This window comes from Actinocorallia populi (assembly GCF_002995495.1).
Classification (GTDB): Bacteria; Actinomycetota; Actinomycetes; order Streptosporangiales; family Streptosporangiaceae; genus Actinocorallia; species Actinocorallia populi.
This window is the reverse complement of record NZ_PVZV01000008.1, coordinates 61,735-77,801: the sequence shown is the minus strand read 5'-3', so window position 1 is coordinate 77,801 and position 16,067 is coordinate 61,735. Positions and strand designations below refer to the sequence as shown.

The window sequence follows — 16,067 nt, the reverse complement described above, 5'->3', positions numbered from 1 at the left end:
ACGTGGTGAGCGGATCTTCAGGCGGACGGGTGGCCTGCGTTCGGCGGGCGGAGTCAGAGCCAGCCGCGGTCGCGGGCGGACTGGACGGCGGCGTGGCGGTTGTCGACGCCGAGTTTGGTGACGGCGGAGGAGAGGTAGTTGCGGACGGTGCCTTCGGAGAGGCTGAGGGCGCGGGCGATGCGGCTGACGGGGGAGCCTCCGGCGGCGGCGCGCAGGGCGTCGAGCTCGCGCGGGGTGAGGGGGCACTCCTCTGCGGCGAGGGCGTCGGCGGCGAGTTGCGGGTCGATGTAGCGGGCGCCGCCGTGGACCTGGCGGATGACCTCGGCGAGGCGGGAGCCGGGGGTGTCCTTGCCGAGGAAGCCGCGGACGCCGGCGGCCATGGCGCGGCGGAGGTTGCCGGGGCGGCCGTGGCCGGTGACGATGACGACGCGGCAGGACGGCAGGGCGGCGGCGAGGCGCTCGGCGGCGGACAGGCCGTCCAGGCCCGGCATGTCGATGTCGAGGACCGCCACGTCCGGGCGGTGGTCCAGGGCCCGGTCGACCGCCTCGTCGCCGCGCCCCACGTCGGCGACGACCTCGATCCCGTCCTCGGTGCCCAGCAGCAGCGCCAGTGCCTCCCGGACGAGGTGGTGGTCGTCGGCGAGCAACACCCTGATCGCGGTCAACGCCCCTCCTTCTGTCCCGCCGCACCCTCGGCCAGCGGGACGGTCGCCAGCACCTGGAAGGTACCGTCCGCGATCAGCCCGGACTGCAGCCGCCCTCCCACCGCGGCGAGCCGTTCGCGCAGCCCGGCCAGCCCGCTGCCGGCCCCCTCGGAGCGGCGGGCCCCGTCGTTCACGATCTCCAGCCGGGCATCCGGGCCGTCGGCGCGCAGGGTCATGCGGCACAGGGTGGCGCCGCTGTGCCGCAGCACGTTCGTGACCGCCTCCCGCGCGACCCAGCCCAGCGTCTCGTGCACGTGCTGGGGCAGCTCGTCGGGCAGGAGCGGCGTCTCGCAGGAGATCCCCGCCGCGCGCAGCACGGCCGTCGCCCCGTCCAGCTCCGTGCGCAGCGACGTGACGCGGTAGCCCCGCACCACGTCGCGCACCTCCTGGACGGCGCCTCGCGCCATCTTCTGGATCTCGGCCAGCTCCCCGGCCACGCGTTCCGGGTCGCGGGCGAGCAGCCGTTCGGCCAGTTCGGCCCGCAGCGCCACGGCCTGCAGGCTGTGGCCAAGGACGTCGTGCAGGTCGCGGGCGAAGCGCATCCGCTCCTCCCCCACGGCGCGGCGCGCCAGTTCGGCTCGGGCGTCACGCAGTTCCTTCACCGCCAGGCTCAGCCACACCGTCGCGTACGCCGACAGCGCCACGACGGGGAAGCTCACCGCCAGCAGCACCGCCTGCGGTCCGCTCGCCCCCGCCAGCAGCGCCACCCCGGACGCCAGCAGCGCCGCGCCCCCGACCAGCGGCACCGACCAGTTCTCCGGCAGCGTCACCGCGATCATCCCGGCCACCGCGAACATCGCGGAGAACCAGGCGGGACCGAGCAGCAGCGGCAGGGGGAAGCACACCAGCGCGATCACCCCGAGCATGATCCGGCTGCCCGACGTGACCTCCCGCCGCGCCGACTGCCACATCAGCCGCCCCTGCAGGGCCGCGACGAGCAGCGCCGCCATCGTCCCGACGACGAACCGCCACGGCTCGCGTCCGGCGGCCTCGATGACCGCCTGCGAGAAGAGCCCGCACGTGGCCAGGGTCGACAGGACCACCACGAACGTGACGATCGACATCTCGCCGGGAAGCCTGGGCTGCATCGACCACCTCCTCGTCCGGGATTCCACAGCGTATGCGCTGCCCCGGCGGAGGAAGGCCGTTGTCCACAGGCGGCGTACGCCCGACGGCGTCCCGCCCGCGGCCGGACGCGCGCCGGCGCGCACCGAGTGGTCCACCGGCTCAGGCGGCCAGGAGGTCGACCGGCGAGTCCAGCAGCACCACCCGGTCGGCCTTCAGCGCCTCGGCGGGGCACCGGGCCGCGACGAGCACGGGGATGCCGAGCGACTTGACGAGCCGCCACACCTCCCGCGCCTCCTGCGGGTCGAGCCCGGTGGCGGGCTCGTCGATCACCAGCGCGTCCGGCTGGGAGACCAGCACGAGCGCCAGGTCGAACCTGCGCCGCTCCCCGGAGGTCAGCCGGGAGTAGGGGACGCACTCGCGTCCCTCCAGCGCCGCCAGGGCCGTGACGGTGTCCCGGTCCAGGGGCCGGGACGCCCAGCGCCGCCACGCCCCGATGATCTCCTCCAGGGCGAGGTCGCCGTAGAGCCCGCCGTCTGCCCACAGCGCCCCGACGCTCACCCCCGCCCGCTGCCGGTAGGGGTCGGACCCGCCGACCGCGACCCGTCCGCGGGCGGGGAGCCGGTCCCCGCTGACGGCCTCCAGCAGGGCGGTCGTCCCCCTGCCGCACACCGCGACCACCTCACCGGCCCGGACGGTGAACGCGACCGGTCCCGAAACCTCGATCATCCCGACCTCCTCGGCAGCACTCCGAACCTGCTCCAAGGGTGCCGCGGACGGGGGCGGGGCGGTCAGTGCCGGGCGTCAGGAACCGGCGCTGAGACTTTCACCCCGGTGCAGTGACAAATGTCATGCCAGCAGGTCGCGCCCCAGTTCCCGGACGCTCCCCGCGCCGCAGAGCGCCAGCGTCAGCTCCAGTTCGGCCAGCAGGCAGCGCAGGACGTGCCGCACCCCCGCCTCACCGCCGAGTCCCAGCCCGTAGGCGTACGGGCGGCCCACCAGCACGGCCTCGGCCCCCAGCGCCAGCGCCTTGGCGGCGTCGGCGCCGGTGCGCACGCCGCTGTCGAACAGCACGCTCAGCCTGTCCCCGACCGTGTCGACGATCTTGGGGAGCTGGTCGAGCGCCGCGACGGCCCCGTCCACCTGCCGCCCGCCGTGGTTGGAGACGACGATCCCGTCCATTCCGGCGTACGCGGCGCGGCGGGCGTCGTCGAGGTGCTGGATGCCCTTGAGGACGATCGGCCCGTCCCAGCGTCCGCGCAGCCACGCCAGGTCGTCCCAGGTCAGCGTCGGGTCCCCGAAGTTGGCGACCCAGTGCAGGATCGCGCCGGTCTGGTTCTCCTCGGTGACCTCCCCGCCCACGGCCGCGCGGAAGACGGGGTCGCTGAAGTAGTTCTGCACGCCGATGCCGCGCAGGAACGGAAGGTAGGCGGTGTCGAGGTCGCGCGGGCGCCACGCCAGCTTGAAGGTGTCCAGGGTGACGACGAGCACCTCGTACCCGCCGGCCTCGGCACGCCGCAGGAAGCTCTCCGCGAGGTCCCTGTCCTTGGGCCAGTACAGCTGGTACCAGCGCGGCCCTGCCGCCTCCGCGACCTCCTCCATGGTGCGCGACGCCGCGGTGCTGAGGAGCATGGGGACGCCCAGGGCGGCGGCCGCCCGCGCGACCGCGGCCTCCCCCTCGGGGTGCAGGATCGACAGGACGCCGATGGGGGCGAGCAGCACGGGGGCGGGCATCGGCGTCCCCAGGACGTTCACCGACAGGTCGATCCCCGAGACGTCGCGCAGCATCCGGGGCACCAGCCTCCACCGGTCGAAGGCCTCCCGGTTGGCCCGGGCCGTGGCGCCGCTCCCCGCGGCTCCGGCGACGTAGCCGAACGCCTGGGGATCCAGCCGTTCTTCGGCCACTGCCTCCAGTGTGGAGAGGTCGGTGGGAAATTCCGGTCGTACGTCCCCCAATCCCCCCAGGTAGATCTCGTGCTGGAAGTCCGAGAGGCCCATGGCACCCCCTCCTGGTACGAAACTGTCGTCAGGACCCGCGAGAATGGCGAGCATGGCACGTCGGACTGGTCAGACTCCACCCCCGGAAGACTTCGAAGAGAACATCATCGACATCGATGTCGCCGAGGAGATGCGGGGCAGCTTCCTCGAGTACGCGTACTCGGTGATCTACTCTCGCGCTCTTCCGGACGCGCGTGACGGCCTCAAGCCGGTACAGCGCCGCATCCTCTACTCGATGAGCGCGATGGGGCTGCGGCCTGACCGCGGGCACGTCAAGTGCGCGCGGGTCGTCGGCGAGGTGATGGGCAAGCTGCACCCGCACGGCGACACCGCCATCTACGACACCATGGTCCGGATGGCCCAGCCGTGGGCGATGCGGATGCGCATGATCGACGGGCACGGCAACTTCGGCTCCCTCGGCGGCGACGACGCGCCCGCCGCCATGCGCTACACCGAGGCCCGCATGTCGCCCGAGGCGCTGCTCATGGTCACCGGTCTGGACGAGGAGACCGTCGACTTCCGGCCCAACTACGACGGCCAGGAGACGGAGCCGGAGGTCCTGCCGGCCGCCTTCCCCAACCTGCTGGTCAACGGCGCGACGGGCATCGCGGTCGGCATGGCCACCAACATGGCCCCGCACAACCTCGGCGAGGTCGTCGCCGCCGCACGGCACCTGGTGACCCACCCGGACGCCACCCTGGACGACCTGATGAAGTTCGTCCCGGGCCCCGACCTGCCCACCGGCGGCAAGATCGTCGGCCTGAACGGCGTCCGCGACGCCTACGCGGCCGGCCGCGGCACGTTCAAGACCCGCGCCACCGTGCACATCGAGAACGTCACGCCGCGCCGCAAGGGCCTGGTCGTCACCGAGCTGCCCTACAACGTCGGTCCCGAACGGGTCGTCGCCAAGATCAAGGACATGGTCCAGGCGAAGAAGATCCAGGGCATCGCCGACCTGAAGGACCTCACCGACCGCACCGTCGGGCTGCGCCTGGTCATCGAGATCAAGAACGGCTTCCACCCCGAGGCGGTGCTGGAGGAGCTCTACCGGCTCACGCCGATGGAGGAGACCTTCGGCATCAACAACGTCGCCCTCGTCGACGGCCAGCCCAAGACGCTCGGCCTGCGCGAGCTGCTGCAGGTCTACGTCGACCACCGCATCGACGTGGTGCGCCGCCGCTCGCTGTACCGGCGCCGCCGCCGCGAGGAGCGCCTGCACCTGGTCGAGGGCCTCATGACGGCCCTGATCAACATCGACGAGATCATCCAGGTGATCCGCAGCTCCGACGACTCCGCGCAGGCCAAGTCCCGGCTGATGCAGGTCTTCCAGCTGTCGGAGATCCAGGCCCAGTACATCCTGGACACGCCGCTGCGCCGGCTCACCCGCTACGACCGGCTGGAGCTGGAGAAGGAGCAGGAGACCCTCCGCAAGGAGATCGCCGCCCTCACCGAGATCCTGGAGTCGGAGAAGAAGCTGCGCTCCCTGGTCTCCAAGGAGCTGGGCGAGGTCAGCAAGAAGTTCGCCACGCCGCGGCGCACCGTGCTGCTGGAGGCCGACGGCGCGCCCCGGCCGGTGGTCCCGCTGGAGGTCGAGGACGACCCGTGCCTGGTGCTGATGTCCTCCACCGGCCTGCTGGCCCGCACCACCGACGTCGCCCCCCTGGCGGACGACGGCCCCCGCGCCCCGCACGACGTGCTCCAGTCGGTGATCTTCACCTCGGTGCGGTCGGAGTTCGGCGTCGTCACCTCGGCGGGCCGGCTCCTGAAGGTCGAGGTGGTCGACCTCCCGCTGCTGCAGCCCTCCGACGCCCCGCCCTCGCTGGCGGGCGGCGCGCCGCTGGAGGAGTACGTCACCCTCACCGAGGACGAGCGGGCCGTGGGCCTGGCAAGCCTGGCCGAGGACGGCCCCGGCCTGGCCCTGGGCACCGAGCAGGGCGTGGTCAAGCGCGTCGCCAACGACTACCCGGCCAACCGCGAGGAGTACGAGGTCATCACCCTCAAGGAGGGCGACCGGGTCGTGAGCGCGGTCCAGCTGGAGTCCGAGGAGCAGGACCTCGTCTTCATCACCGACGACACCCAGCTGCTGCGCTACCCCGCCTCCAACGTGCGCCCGCAGGGCCGCCCCGCGGGCGGCATGACCGGCATCAAGCTCGGCGCCGACGCCAGGGTCATCTGGTTCGGCGCGGTCGACGCGTCCCGCCCCTCGGTGGTGATCACCGTCTCGGGCTCCGCCACCGCGCTGCCCGGCACCCAGACGGGCAACGTCAAGGTCAGCGACTACGCCGACTACCCGCCGAAGGGCCGGGCCACCGGCGGTGTGCGCTCCCACCGCTTCCTCAAGGGCGAGGACGTCCTCATCGCCGCCTGGGCCGGCCCCGCTCCCGCCAGCGCCACCGACATCGCGGGCGAGCCCGTCGACCTCCCGGCCGACCTGGGCCGCCGGGACGGCTCCGGCGTGCCCCTGCCCGCTCCCATCGGCGCCCTGGGCGGCTCCATCGGTCCCCGCACCGACGAGTCCTGACCGGCACCGGCGACACGCCCCGGCGCCCTTCGGAGAAGGGCACCGGGGCGTTGCCATGCGTGCTCCGGCCGGTCGGCGGGATCGTCAAGGGTGCCTCCGGCCGTCCGGGTCGCCCGGATCTCAGCGGAAGAGGCCCGCTGGCCCGTGGGGATCGATCTTCACACGGGGCGGGGCGGCGAACCAGGGGGCCTCGCGGATGGCGCGCAGGGCGGCCTTGCGGCGGGCGGTGTCCATGCGGTCGAGGAAGAGGACGCCGTCCAGGTGGTCGGTCTCGTGCTGGAGGCAGCGGGCGAGGTGGCCCCGGCCGACGACCTGCAGGGGACGGCCGTGCAGGTCGTAGCCCTTGGCCACGACGTTCTGGCGTCGTCTGGTGTCGAAGTACAGGCCGGGCATGGACAGGCAGCCTTCGGGGCCGTCCTGCTCCTCTTCGTCGGGGAAGTGCAGGACGGGGTTCACCAGGTGCCCCGAGGCGTCGTCGTCGTGGAAGACGAACACCCGGAGGCCGATGCCGAGCTGGGGCGCGGCCAGACCGGAGCCCTGCTGCTCGGTGAGGGTGTCGTCCAGGTCCCTGACGAGCTTGCGCAGCTGGGCGTCGAAGTCGACGACCTCGGCCGCGGGGGTGGTGAGCACGGGGTCGCCGAACAGGCGGACCGGCATGACGGTCATCTGCGGACTCCTCTCATGGCATGTTTGCAAAGAGTACACTTTGCAAAGTGAGTGAAGCACACCGTCCGCTGAGCGCCCACCCCGTCCGCGCGGCCCTGCTGGAGCTGATCGGCCGCGAAGGCGCCGTCACGGCCACCGACGCCGCCCGCGAACTCGGCGGCAACACCGGCCTCTACTCGTTCCACCTGCGCCGGCTCGCCGAAGCGGGACTCGTCGAGGAGGTCCCCACCTCCGGCGGCCGCGCCAAACCGTGGCGCCTGGCCGGCGACACGCCCCCCGAGGCCCCGCCGGAGGTCCCGCGGGCGCCCTCCGACGCCGAACTGGCCTTCATCGCACGCGGCCTGGAGGACGAGAGCTACCGGCAGTGGCTCGAGCGCCGCGACGAAGCGCCCGCGGAGTGGCGGCACGACGAGGCGTTCAGCCAGGCCGCCTACCTGACGCCCGAGGAGATGGCGGGCGTGGCGGACGTGGTCCGCGCCGTCATCGCGCAATTCCGACACCGCGATACCGACCCGTCATCCCGCCCTGCGGACGCCAAACCGGTAGCCATCATGGCCCGGTTGTTCCCGCTGCTCTGAAATGTTTTCGGACGCCGCTCACCGGATAAGCAACCACTGGAAAGATCTACCGTTTCACTATCGGGAATATTCTCCAAACCAGACAATCGCCACATAGCTCAATGCCCACCAAAAATCACACCATTCCCAAAACGGATTAGCAGAAACAGCACCGCCACCACGGGAGCGAAACGCCCGACTTGACGGAAAAGTAAGATGTTTACCATCTCAAAGCCCTTCTCTTTTCCAATTCTTCATGCTTCTTGACTCCAACTTTGCCCCATCCAGAGGCAACCGGGAGTGACTAAGCACATCTGCTTAACTACGGTACGTGATAGCCGGATGTCGATCACGGCATCCGAATACGCAACGGGAGGACACTCAATGCGGCTCGCCACCCAAGCGCTCGGCGCCCTCGCCACTGCCGGAATTCTCGCAACCCTCGTCCCCGGAGTCGTCCACGCCGAGGCGGCGAACAGCGCCGCCAGTTCGATCGCGAGGAGGGTGGACGGGATCATCTACGTGGGCAAGAAGAGGTACGTACGCCCGGCCGCGGGCCGGTGCTACTTCTACAAGGGCGCCCCCATCAAAAACGGCACCGGCAGGGTTCTTCGGATATTCAAGGACGACGAGTGCTCCACCAGCCTTTTCCAATACGTTGACGTCTGGCCGGGCGCGGCCGTCCTGCGTGCGACCGGCAAGAGCTTTATGCTGCTGCCTTAGCACAAAGCCAATGCACGAGCTCCGATAAAGTATGCATTCAGTACCCTCGGAGCGAAGAACGAAAGAAGATGGAGCCTGCCGCCGGTGCACTGCGCCGCCTCTGAGGGGACCGGGGCAGGCTCCTCGGCCCGGGCCGGAAAACAAGTTGAGCCCCGGTACGCCTTCCGGTTATCAAGAACTCATGGAGCAGGCGTTGCACGGCCGGGTCGCGCTCATCACCGGCGTCAGCAGGCGGCAGGGCATCGGATATGCCATCGCACGCAGGCTCGCCATGATGGGCGCCGACCTGTTCCTCACCCATTTCCAGCCGCACGACCGGCTGCAGCCCTGGGGCGCGGACGAGATTCCGGAGCTCCTCGCCGAGCTCCGGAACGCCGCGCCCGGGGCATCCGTCGCGGAGATGAGCGCCGATCTCGGTGAGGCCGAGGCGAGCCGGGCGGTCGTGGACGCGGCGGTCGAGCGGTTCGGGCATGTGGACGTCCTGGTGTGCAACCAGGCGCGCAGCGGGGGCGACGGCCGGCTGCTGGAGCTCGACGCGGACCGGCTGGACGAGCACTGGCGGGTCAACACGCGTGCCACGCTGCTGCTCACGCGGGCCTTCGCCCGGCAGCACGACGGGCGGCCGGGCGGGCGGGTCGTCTGGATGACCTCCGGGCAGCAGCTCGGCCCGATGCGGGGCGAGGTCGCCTACGCGACGTCCAAGGCCGCGCTCGCGGGAGTGCTCGCCACCGTCTCCGACGAGCTCATCGAGCGGGGCATCCTGCTCAACGCCGTCAATCCCGGCCCGGTGAACACCGGTTATCTCCGCCCCGAGACCGCCGACCGCGACCGGCGCGTCCTGGACGAGGTCCTGGCCGCGTTCCCGCAGGGCCGGTACGGCGAGCCCGACGACCCCGCGCGCCTCATCGCCTGGCTGGTCTCCGACGAGGGCCGCTGGGTCGCCGGACAGGTGATCGACTCCGAAGGTGGATTCCGACGTTCCCGCTGGTAGTGGCCGGAAGCGGACGGGGTGACGGAAGGGTGAGACCTGCCTTCCACCCGAATCCGTCGCCGCCCGCCTGGTTACGCTCGAGGAGTCAACGGGGTGCTCGAGAAGGGCCGCGGCGTGGTCTCGTCATCGCTTCCGGAACCGCCCGAACGGCTGCGTGCCGACGATCCCCGCCTCCTGGGCCGCTACCGGCTGCTGGGACGGCTCGGCACGGGCGGCATGGGAGTGGTCTACCTGGCCTGCGACCCGGCCGCCGCGATGCCGCGGCCCGTGGCGGTCAAGGTGATCATGCCGGAGCTGACCGAGGACCCGACGTTCAGCGCCCGGTTCCGGCGCGAGGTCGCGGCGGCCCGCCGCGTCCGCCCGTTCTGCACCGCCCCCGTCCTGGACGCCCGGCTCGACCACCCCCCGCTGTTCGTGGTCACCGAGTACGTGCCCGGCCCGACCGTCCGGCAGGTCGTGGCCGAACGCGGCGCGCTGCGCGGAGCGGACCTGGACGCGCTGGCCGTCGGGGTCGCCACCGCGCTGACCGCGATCCACGCCGAGGGCATCGTCCACCGCGACCTCAAGCCCGCGAACGTGCTCCTCTCCCCCATCGGACCCCGCGTCATCGACTTCGGCATCGCCCGCAACACCGACTCCTCCACCCGGCTGACCGCCGCCGAGGGCTCCGTCGGCACCCCGTCGTTCATGCCCCCGGAGACGTTCCGGCACCAGCCCGTGGGGCCGCCCGGCGACGTCTTCGGCTGGGGCGCGCTGATCGCCTACGCGGCTTCGGGCCACCCGCCGTTCGGCTCCGGCACCCTCGCCGAGATCGCCTACCGGGTCGTCCACCTGGACCCCTCCCTGGACGGGTTGCAAGGCCCGCTGCACGACCTCGTGGCACGCGCCCTCGACAAGGATCCCGAACGCAGGCCCACCGCCCAGGCACTGCTCGACGAACTGGTCAGCCGGCGCGCCCCCGGTGTCCGCGGCGTGCCGACGGAGCCCGGCGGCCTCCGGCAGCGCCCCCGGCCGCGATCGTTGCCGTCCCTGCACGCGCACAGGCCGCTGGTCGCCGCCGCGGCGGCCGTCCTGCTGGCGATCGCCGCCACGGCGGGCCTGACCCGCGGCCTCCTGGACGGCCTGGAACGGCCGTCCGTCCGGGAGGTGGCGGCCGGGGAGGACCTCGACATCCCGCCGCGGCCGCTCGAGCAGGTCCTCCCCGCCACGGCCTTCCCGCAAAAGGAGTACGGCTGGACCCAGGGCGAGCAGAGCAGGTCCGAGGACGGCACCTACACCGTCTCCACCACCTCGGGCTACCTGGTCTTCTTCTCCGGCCCCACGGTCGGCGTCCTGCCCGAGCGCCTGCTGGTGACGGCCCGCGCCCGTTTCGCCAGCACGCGGGAGTCCGGCCAGGTCGGCGTCTACTGCCTGGGCCGGGGCTTCGACGGCGGCTACGCGTTCACGGTCCGCCGGGACGGCGCCGTCACCCTCTACAAGGCCGATGGCGGCAGCCGCTTCCCCCTGGCCACCGGCATCTCTCCCGGCCTCGGCGAGACCTACCACACCATCCAGGGCCTGTGCTGGGTCTCCCCCGGCGCCACCCGCCTCATCATGTGGGTCGACGGCCGCAAGGTCGCCGACGTCACCGACACCGACGCCCCCCACGCCTCGGGCGCCGTGGGAGTCCTCGTCGGCCACGACCCGCCCGACTCCCCCGACACCGTCGCCGTCTTCAGCGAGTTCTCCCTCACCCGCGCCTGAGCCCGCCCGAGCACCGAAGCCATCCGCTCGGACCCCGTCCACAGGGCCACCGGGCGCCGAGGAGCCGCCGGTCCCTCCCCGTGGAGGGCGGGAAACGCGGGCGTCCGGCGGGCGAAGGGGCCCGCTCGGAGGCGGTCGCCGCCCGCCCGCGACCCACCGGGCCGGGGGAATCGCCGAAAAGCGCGGCCCGCGAAGAGCCGGAGAGCATTCCGGCACCTCAAAAGGCGGAGATCACCGGCTCGAAGATCTCCGCCGTCCTGTTCCCCGGCACACCCGGCACACCCGGCACACCCGGCACACCCGGCACCGAAGGGATCGTCGGGCTCTGCCGGGCGGGGCGGGCGGCCGCCCCTGGTCCCGTAGCCGGATCGAGGTGTCCATGGTGTGAGCCGGAGACCGGGCTCACCGCAGAGGGCTGTGGGCGGCCCCTTCCCGGTCAGGACTGGGTGATGTCCTCGGGGCCCCAGTAGGCGCGCATGCTGGTGACCTTTCCGGCGTCGTCGAAGGTGAAGACGTCGATGACGGCGATCTTCATGCCGGGCATGTCGACGGTGAAGGCCATGGCCGCGGCGGAGCCGTGCGAGCCGCGGACGGGGGCTTCGAGGGTCAGCTTGGCGCCGCTGCCCACGGCGTTGCGGTAGAACTCGGCGATCTCCTCGCCGCGCTTCTCGGGGGTTCCGACGGGGTCCTCCACGACGGCGTCCGCGGCGAAGAGGGCGATGACGGACTCGGGGTCGCCCTTGGCGAAACCGTCGACGTAGGACTGCAGGGCTGCCTTCATCTGTTCCTGGCTGGGCATGGGGAACCTCCTCCGGGGGTGGGCCTGCAGGCTACCAAGCGTTAGCACGGGCGCCGGAGAGGGGGATGCCCCGGCGGTGACACGATGGAGCCATGGCCATTTCCTCGTTCCTCGTCCCGCTGGGGACGCCCGCACCGGACTTCACGCTGCCCGCGACCGACGGAACGCCGGTCACGCCGGGTGACTTCGCCGGCGCCCCGGCGCTGCTCGTGGTCTTCCTGTCCAACCACTGCCCCTACGTCAGGCGCATCGAGAAGGGCCTGGGGACGTTGACGGCCGAGTACGCGGCCAGGGGGCTGGCGGCCGTGGGGATCTGCTCCAACGACATCCGCACCTACCCGGACGACTCCCCTTCCAACCTGGCCCGGCAGGCCGAACGCGCCGGTTTCGCCTTCCCGTACCTGTACGACGACTCCCAGGACGTCGCCCGCGCCTACCGGGCGGCGTGCACGCCCGACTTCTTCCTGTACGACGCGGGCCGCAGGCTCGCCTACCGGGGCGAGTTCGACGGGGCCCGACCGTCCAACGACGTGCCGGCGGACGGCGCGAGCCTGCGCGCCGCCCTCGACCTCGTCCTGGCCGGAGAACCCGTGCCCGAGCCGCACCGGCCGAGCCTGGGCTGCGGCATCAAGTGGCGCCCCGAGGAGTTCGAGGACTGAGCCGGCTCAGGTGTCGATGCGGCTCTCGTCGATCTCCGAGGCGCCCGCGATGATGAACTGGCGGCGCGGAGGCACCTCGCTGCCCATGAGGAGGTCGAACATGCGGTCGGCCTCGGCGGCGTCCTCGATGCGGATGCGGCGCAGCGTGCGGTGGCGGGGGTCCATGGTCGTCTCGGCCAGCTGGTCGGCGTCCATCTCGCCCAGGCCCTTGTAGCGCTGGGGGGGCTCCTTCCAGCGCACGCCCTTGCGCTCGAGCTCCACCAGCTTGCGGCGCATCTCGGCGTCGGAGTAGCAGTAGATGTACTTCTCCTGGCCCCGCTTGGGGTTGATCAGCTGGATGCGGTGCAGGGGCGGGACGGCGGCGTAGACCCGGCCCGCCTCGATCATCGGCCGCATGTAGCGGTGCAGCAGGGTCAGCAGCAGGCAGCGGATGTGCGCGCCGTCGACGTCGGCGTCCGCCATCAGGATGATCTTGCCGTAGCGGGCGGAGTCCACGTCGAAGGAGCGGCCCGAGCCCGCCCCGACCACCTGGATGATCGCCGCGCACTCGGTGTTCTTCAGCATGTCGGCGACCGACGACTTCTGCACGTTGAGGATCTTGCCCCGGATCGGCAGCAGCGCCTGGAACTCGGAGTTGCGCGCCAGTTTGGCGGTGCCCAGCGCCGAGTCCCCCTCGACGATGAACAGCTCGCTGCGGTCGTCGGTGGTGCGGCAGTCCACCAGTTTGGCCGGCAGCGCCGAGGACTCCAGGGCGGTCTTGCGCCGCTGGGTGTCGCGCTGGGTGCGGGCGGCGATCCGCGCCTTGGCCGCCGCGACGATCTTCTCCAGGACGGTGCGCAGCTGCTGCTTCTGCGCCTTGCCGGGGTTGTCGAAGATCTCCTTGAGCTGCCTGCCGACGACCTGGTTGACGATGCGGGTGGCGTCGGAGGTGCCCAGGATCTCCTTGGTCTGGCCCTCGAACTGCGGTTCGGGCAGCCGGACGGTGACCACGGCCGTCATGCCCTCGAGGATGTCGTCCTTGAAGACGTTGTCGTCGCTGTTGCGCAGCAGCTTGACGGCCCGCAGCTGCTCGTTGACCACCCGCACCAGCGCCTTGTCGAAGCCCTGCACGTGGGTGCCGTGCTTGGGGGTGGCGATGACGTTGACGAAGCTGCGGACCACGGTGTCGTAGCCCGTCCCCCAGCGCAGCGCGACGTCGACCTCCAGGTCGCGCTCGACGTCGGTGGGCACCAGGTGGCCCAGGTCGTCCAGGACCGGCACGGTCTCGGTGAAGTGGCCGCGGCCCTGGATGCGCAGCACGTCGCAGATCGGCGGGTCGGATGCCAGGAAGGTGGTGAACTCGCTGATGCCGCCGTCGAACCGGAACTTCTCGTGCAGCGTCCCCTCGACGCGCTCGTCGGTGACGGTGATCTCCAGGCCCGGCACCAGGAACGCCGTCTGGCGCATGCGGTCGAGCACCAGATCGGTGGAGATCGTGGCGTCCTTGAGGAAGATCTGGAAGTCCGGCCAGAACCGCACCCGGGTGCCGGTGCGGGTGCGGGGGATCTTCTCCCCCTCGCGGACGCCGGACTTCTTGCGGAACGAGGCGGTGGGGCCGTCGGCGGAGAAGACGCCGGGCAGGCCGCGCCGGAAGGAGATGTGGTGGGTGTACCCGGAGCGGTCGACCTCGACGTCCAGCCGCGCCGACAGCGCGTTCACCACCGAGGCGCCCACGCCGTGCAGGCCGCCCGAGGCGGTGTAGGAGACGCCGCCGAACTTGCCGCCCGCGTGCAGCCGCGTCATGACCAGCTCGACGCCGGGCAGCTTGGTCTTGGGCTCCAGGTCCACCGGGATGCCGCGCCCGTTGTCGGCCACCGAGCAGGAGCCGTCGGCGTGCAGCACCACGGAGATCTTCGAGCAGTGGCCCGCGAGCGCCTCGTCCACGCAGTTGTCGACGATCTCCCAGAGGCAGTGGATCAGGCCCCTGCTGTCGGTGGACCCGATGTACATGCCGGGCCGCTTGCGCACGGCCTCCAGCCCCTCCAGCACCGACAGGTGCCGGGCGGAGTACCCGGTGGTGTCCACGTTTTCCTCGACAGCGGCGGTGGTCAACGGTGCTCCTCAACACATTCGAACATGCTTTGCAGTGTTCGTCGCAAGACTGTACCCCTTAGGACGGACACAGGAGCGTCCTGACGGATCGCGCTGCGCACCCGCGGGCTCCGAAGATTTCGTCCTCGACTGCACCCTATGACCATCCTCCGCCTCAAGGACGCGTGTTCCGGGGCGCGGAGGTCACCACCTTCGGGGGGCCGCGGCCCTATTCTCGGATACGCCCGCCGGACGGGGGATCCGGGCCGCTTCAGCACCGCGCAAAGCGCCGGGCACGGGATGATCATCCACGGGTGTGACCCGGGTCACGTTGTGGGGCGTTCTGCTGTCGGCGTAGCGGAAGAGGTTTTGGGAACGCCCAGGTCGGGTTAGATGTTCTCCTAAGTACCGACCCCCGAGTACAGAGGAAGGTGCCGTGACTGGAACCCTTGCCCCGACCAAGCCGCTCACCGCGCAGGACCGCTGCGATCGTTGTGGGGCCCAGGCCTACGTCCGCGCGACTCTTGCGGGTGGCGCCGATCTCTTGTTCTGCGCTCACCACGGCCGCAAGTACGGAGAGACCCTCCGTGCTTCGGGGGCGGAAATCCACGACGAGACCGACAAGCTGATCGAGAACCGACTCCGCGGCGAGGACCACTCCTAAGGACGCCGGCCTCACGAAACACTGGTGACGACGGAGGACCGCTCCACACGGGCGGTCCTCCGTCGTCGGAGGACCGCTCCACACGGGCGGTCCTCCGTCGCCGCATTCCGGGGCCCCCGGGACGCCGCCGGGACGCCCCGGGACGAAGGACCGGCATAATCACCGCGTGCTCATCCTGCTTCCGCCCTCCGAGGGCAAGGCCGCCGCGGGCGACGGCCCCGAGCTGGCCCTGGAGGCCCTCTCCCGTCCCGCCCTGACGCCCGTACGGGAGCGCGTGCTCTCCGCCCTCATCGGCCTCTGCCAGGGCCCCGAGAAGGCGGCTCTGGAGACTCTGGGCCTCTCCGAGGGGCAGAAGGACTCCCTGGCCCGCAACAGGCAGCTGCGCGAAGCCCCCGCCCTGCCCGCCCGCGCGCTCTACACGGGCGTCCTGTACGACCACTTGCGCCTGGACGAGCTGGACGACGCGGCACGCGCCAAGGTGGTGATCTTCTCGGGGCTGTGGGGGGCGCTGGGCGCGGACGACCGCGTGCCGCCCTACCGGCTGGCCATGGGGGTGAGGCTGCCGCCCCTGGGGGCGCTGGCCGGCGTGTGGCGCCCCGCGCTGACCGACGCGCTCCGTCCGGACGGCCTGGTGGTCGACATGCGCTCCGCCCCGTACGCGGCCGCCTGGAGAAGGCCCTCCGTGGGCGTACGGGTGCTGCGGGAGCGGATCGTCGACGGCGTCGTCAGGCGCTCGGTGGTGAGCCACATGGCCAAGGCCACCCGGGGGGTGATCGCCCGCGACCTGCTGCTGCACGGGGTCGAGGCCGCGGACCAGGAGGAGCTGGCCAAGGCCCTGGGTGAACTCGGCCACACGGTGGAGTCCCACCGCGCTGGAACGATCGAAGTGATCGTCGGCGACGGGTGA

At 71.5% G+C, this 16,067-nt stretch carries 15 protein-coding genes; 8 read left to right on the top strand and 7 right to left on the bottom strand.

Going from position 1 to position 16,067, the window contains the following annotated elements; translation table 11 throughout:
* Positions 1–53: 53 nt before the first annotated feature.
* The 4 genes from C2865_RS29750 to C2865_RS29735 form a co-directional block, all read right to left on the bottom strand.
* Positions 54–665, bottom strand: a complete 612-nt coding sequence (locus C2865_RS29750) for a response regulator transcription factor (protein ID WP_106401939.1) — start codon at positions 663–665, stop codon at positions 54–56.
* The gene (locus C2865_RS29745) at positions 662–1,792 is read right to left on the bottom strand and encodes a sensor histidine kinase (protein WP_106401938.1); all 1,131 of its coding nucleotides are present in this window, start codon (positions 1,790–1,792) and stop codon (positions 662–664) included. Before C2865_RS29745 ends, C2865_RS29750 begins: the two co-directional genes overlap by 4 nt.
* Before the next feature lie 139 nt (positions 1,793–1,931).
* Entirely contained in the window at positions 1,932–2,498 is a 567-nt protein-coding gene (locus tag C2865_RS29740) for an ATP-binding cassette domain-containing protein (RefSeq protein ID WP_106401937.1), read from the bottom strand.
* A gap of 120 nt (positions 2,499–2,618) precedes the next feature.
* Positions 2,619–3,767, bottom strand: coding sequence for an alpha-hydroxy-acid oxidizing protein (locus C2865_RS29735; RefSeq protein WP_106401936.1), 1,149 nt, complete (start codon positions 3,765–3,767; stop codon positions 2,619–2,621).
* A 52-nt stretch (positions 3,768–3,819) separates the two neighbouring features.
* On the opposite strand from C2865_RS29735, the gene C2865_RS29730 reads away from it, so the two are divergent.
* Positions 3,820–6,288, top strand: a complete 2,469-nt coding sequence (locus tag C2865_RS29730; RefSeq protein WP_106402192.1) for a DNA gyrase/topoisomerase IV subunit A — start codon at positions 3,820–3,822, stop codon at positions 6,286–6,288.
* A 120-nt stretch (positions 6,289–6,408) separates the two neighbouring features.
* Here the strand turns inward: C2865_RS29730 and def are convergent, their stop codons facing one another.
* A complete protein-coding gene (gene def / locus C2865_RS29725; RefSeq protein ID WP_106401935.1) occupies positions 6,409–6,954 on the bottom strand; it encodes a peptide deformylase in 546 nt (181 codons plus the stop codon).
* Between the two features lie 47 nt (positions 6,955–7,001).
* Between def and C2865_RS29720 the strand changes: the two genes are divergently transcribed.
* From C2865_RS29720 to C2865_RS39615, 4 genes are all read left to right on the top strand, one after another.
* Positions 7,002–7,532, top strand: a complete 531-nt coding sequence (locus C2865_RS29720) for a winged helix-turn-helix domain-containing protein (protein ID WP_232835869.1) — start codon at positions 7,002–7,004, stop codon at positions 7,530–7,532.
* A 363-nt stretch (positions 7,533–7,895) separates the two neighbouring features.
* On the top strand, positions 7,896–8,234 hold the full coding sequence (locus tag C2865_RS29715) for a hypothetical protein (protein ID WP_106401933.1): 339 nt from the start codon (positions 7,896–7,898) through the stop codon (positions 8,232–8,234).
* A gap of 181 nt (positions 8,235–8,415) precedes the next feature.
* Complete coding sequence (locus tag C2865_RS29710) at positions 8,416–9,225, top strand: SDR family oxidoreductase (protein ID WP_106401932.1); 810 nt, start codon at positions 8,416–8,418, stop codon at positions 9,223–9,225.
* Between the two features lie 93 nt (positions 9,226–9,318).
* Positions 9,319–10,968, top strand: coding sequence for a serine/threonine-protein kinase (locus tag C2865_RS39615; protein ID WP_157963950.1), 1,650 nt, complete (start codon positions 9,319–9,321; stop codon positions 10,966–10,968).
* 436 nt (positions 10,969–11,404) lie between these two features.
* Here C2865_RS39615 and C2865_RS29695 read toward each other — a convergent pair whose 3' ends face one another.
* Positions 11,405–11,767, bottom strand: coding sequence for a nuclear transport factor 2 family protein (locus C2865_RS29695; RefSeq protein WP_106401930.1), 363 nt, complete (start codon positions 11,765–11,767; stop codon positions 11,405–11,407).
* Positions 11,768–11,859: 92 nt separating this feature from the next.
* On the opposite strand from C2865_RS29695, the gene C2865_RS29690 reads away from it, so the two are divergent.
* Positions 11,860–12,426: a thioredoxin family protein gene (locus tag C2865_RS29690; RefSeq protein ID WP_106401929.1), complete on the top strand. Its 567-nt coding sequence runs from the start codon at positions 11,860–11,862 to the stop codon at positions 12,424–12,426.
* A gap of 6 nt (positions 12,427–12,432) precedes the next feature.
* Here the strand turns inward: C2865_RS29690 and C2865_RS29685 are convergent, their stop codons facing one another.
* Entirely contained in the window at positions 12,433–14,517 is a 2,085-nt protein-coding gene (locus C2865_RS29685; protein WP_106401928.1) for a DNA gyrase/topoisomerase IV subunit B, read from the bottom strand.
* 415 nt (positions 14,518–14,932) lie between these two features.
* Here C2865_RS29685 and C2865_RS41050 point away from each other — a divergent pair, with 415 nt between their 5' ends.
* Together C2865_RS41050 and C2865_RS29675 are read left to right on the top strand one after the other, a co-directional pair.
* Entirely contained in the window at positions 14,933–15,160 is a 228-nt protein-coding gene (locus C2865_RS41050) for a DUF7455 domain-containing protein (RefSeq protein ID WP_106401927.1), read from the top strand.
* Positions 15,161–15,326: 166 nt separating this feature from the next.
* Positions 15,327–16,067: a YaaA family protein gene (locus C2865_RS29675; protein ID WP_106401926.1), complete on the top strand. Its 741-nt coding sequence runs from the start codon at positions 15,327–15,329 to the stop codon at positions 16,065–16,067.

Bases quoted from the DNA above. Each gene is read 5' to 3' on its own strand.
- C2865_RS29745 (WP_106401938.1), bottom strand. From the start codon at position 1,792: ATGCAGCCCAGGCTTCCCGGCGAGATGTCGATCGTCACGTTCGTGGTG.
- C2865_RS29740 (WP_106401937.1), bottom strand. From the start codon at position 2,498: ATGATCGAGGTTTCGGGACCGGTCGCGTTCACCGTCCGGGCCGGTGAG.
- C2865_RS29735 (WP_106401936.1), bottom strand. From the start codon at position 3,767: ATGGGCCTCTCGGACTTCCAGCACGAGATCTACCTGGGGGGATTGGGG.
- C2865_RS29730 (WP_106402192.1), top strand. From the start codon at position 3,820: ATGGCACGTCGGACTGGTCAGACTCCACCCCCGGAAGACTTCGAAGAG.
- def (WP_106401935.1), bottom strand. From the start codon at position 6,954: ATGACCGTCATGCCGGTCCGCCTGTTCGGCGACCCCGTGCTCACCACC.
- C2865_RS29715 (WP_106401933.1), top strand. From the start codon at position 7,896: ATGCGGCTCGCCACCCAAGCGCTCGGCGCCCTCGCCACTGCCGGAATT.
- C2865_RS29710 (WP_106401932.1), top strand. From the start codon at position 8,416: ATGGAGCAGGCGTTGCACGGCCGGGTCGCGCTCATCACCGGCGTCAGC.
- C2865_RS29695 (WP_106401930.1), bottom strand. From the start codon at position 11,767: ATGCCCAGCCAGGAACAGATGAAGGCAGCCCTGCAGTCCTACGTCGAC.
- C2865_RS29690 (WP_106401929.1), top strand. From the start codon at position 11,860: ATGGCCATTTCCTCGTTCCTCGTCCCGCTGGGGACGCCCGCACCGGAC.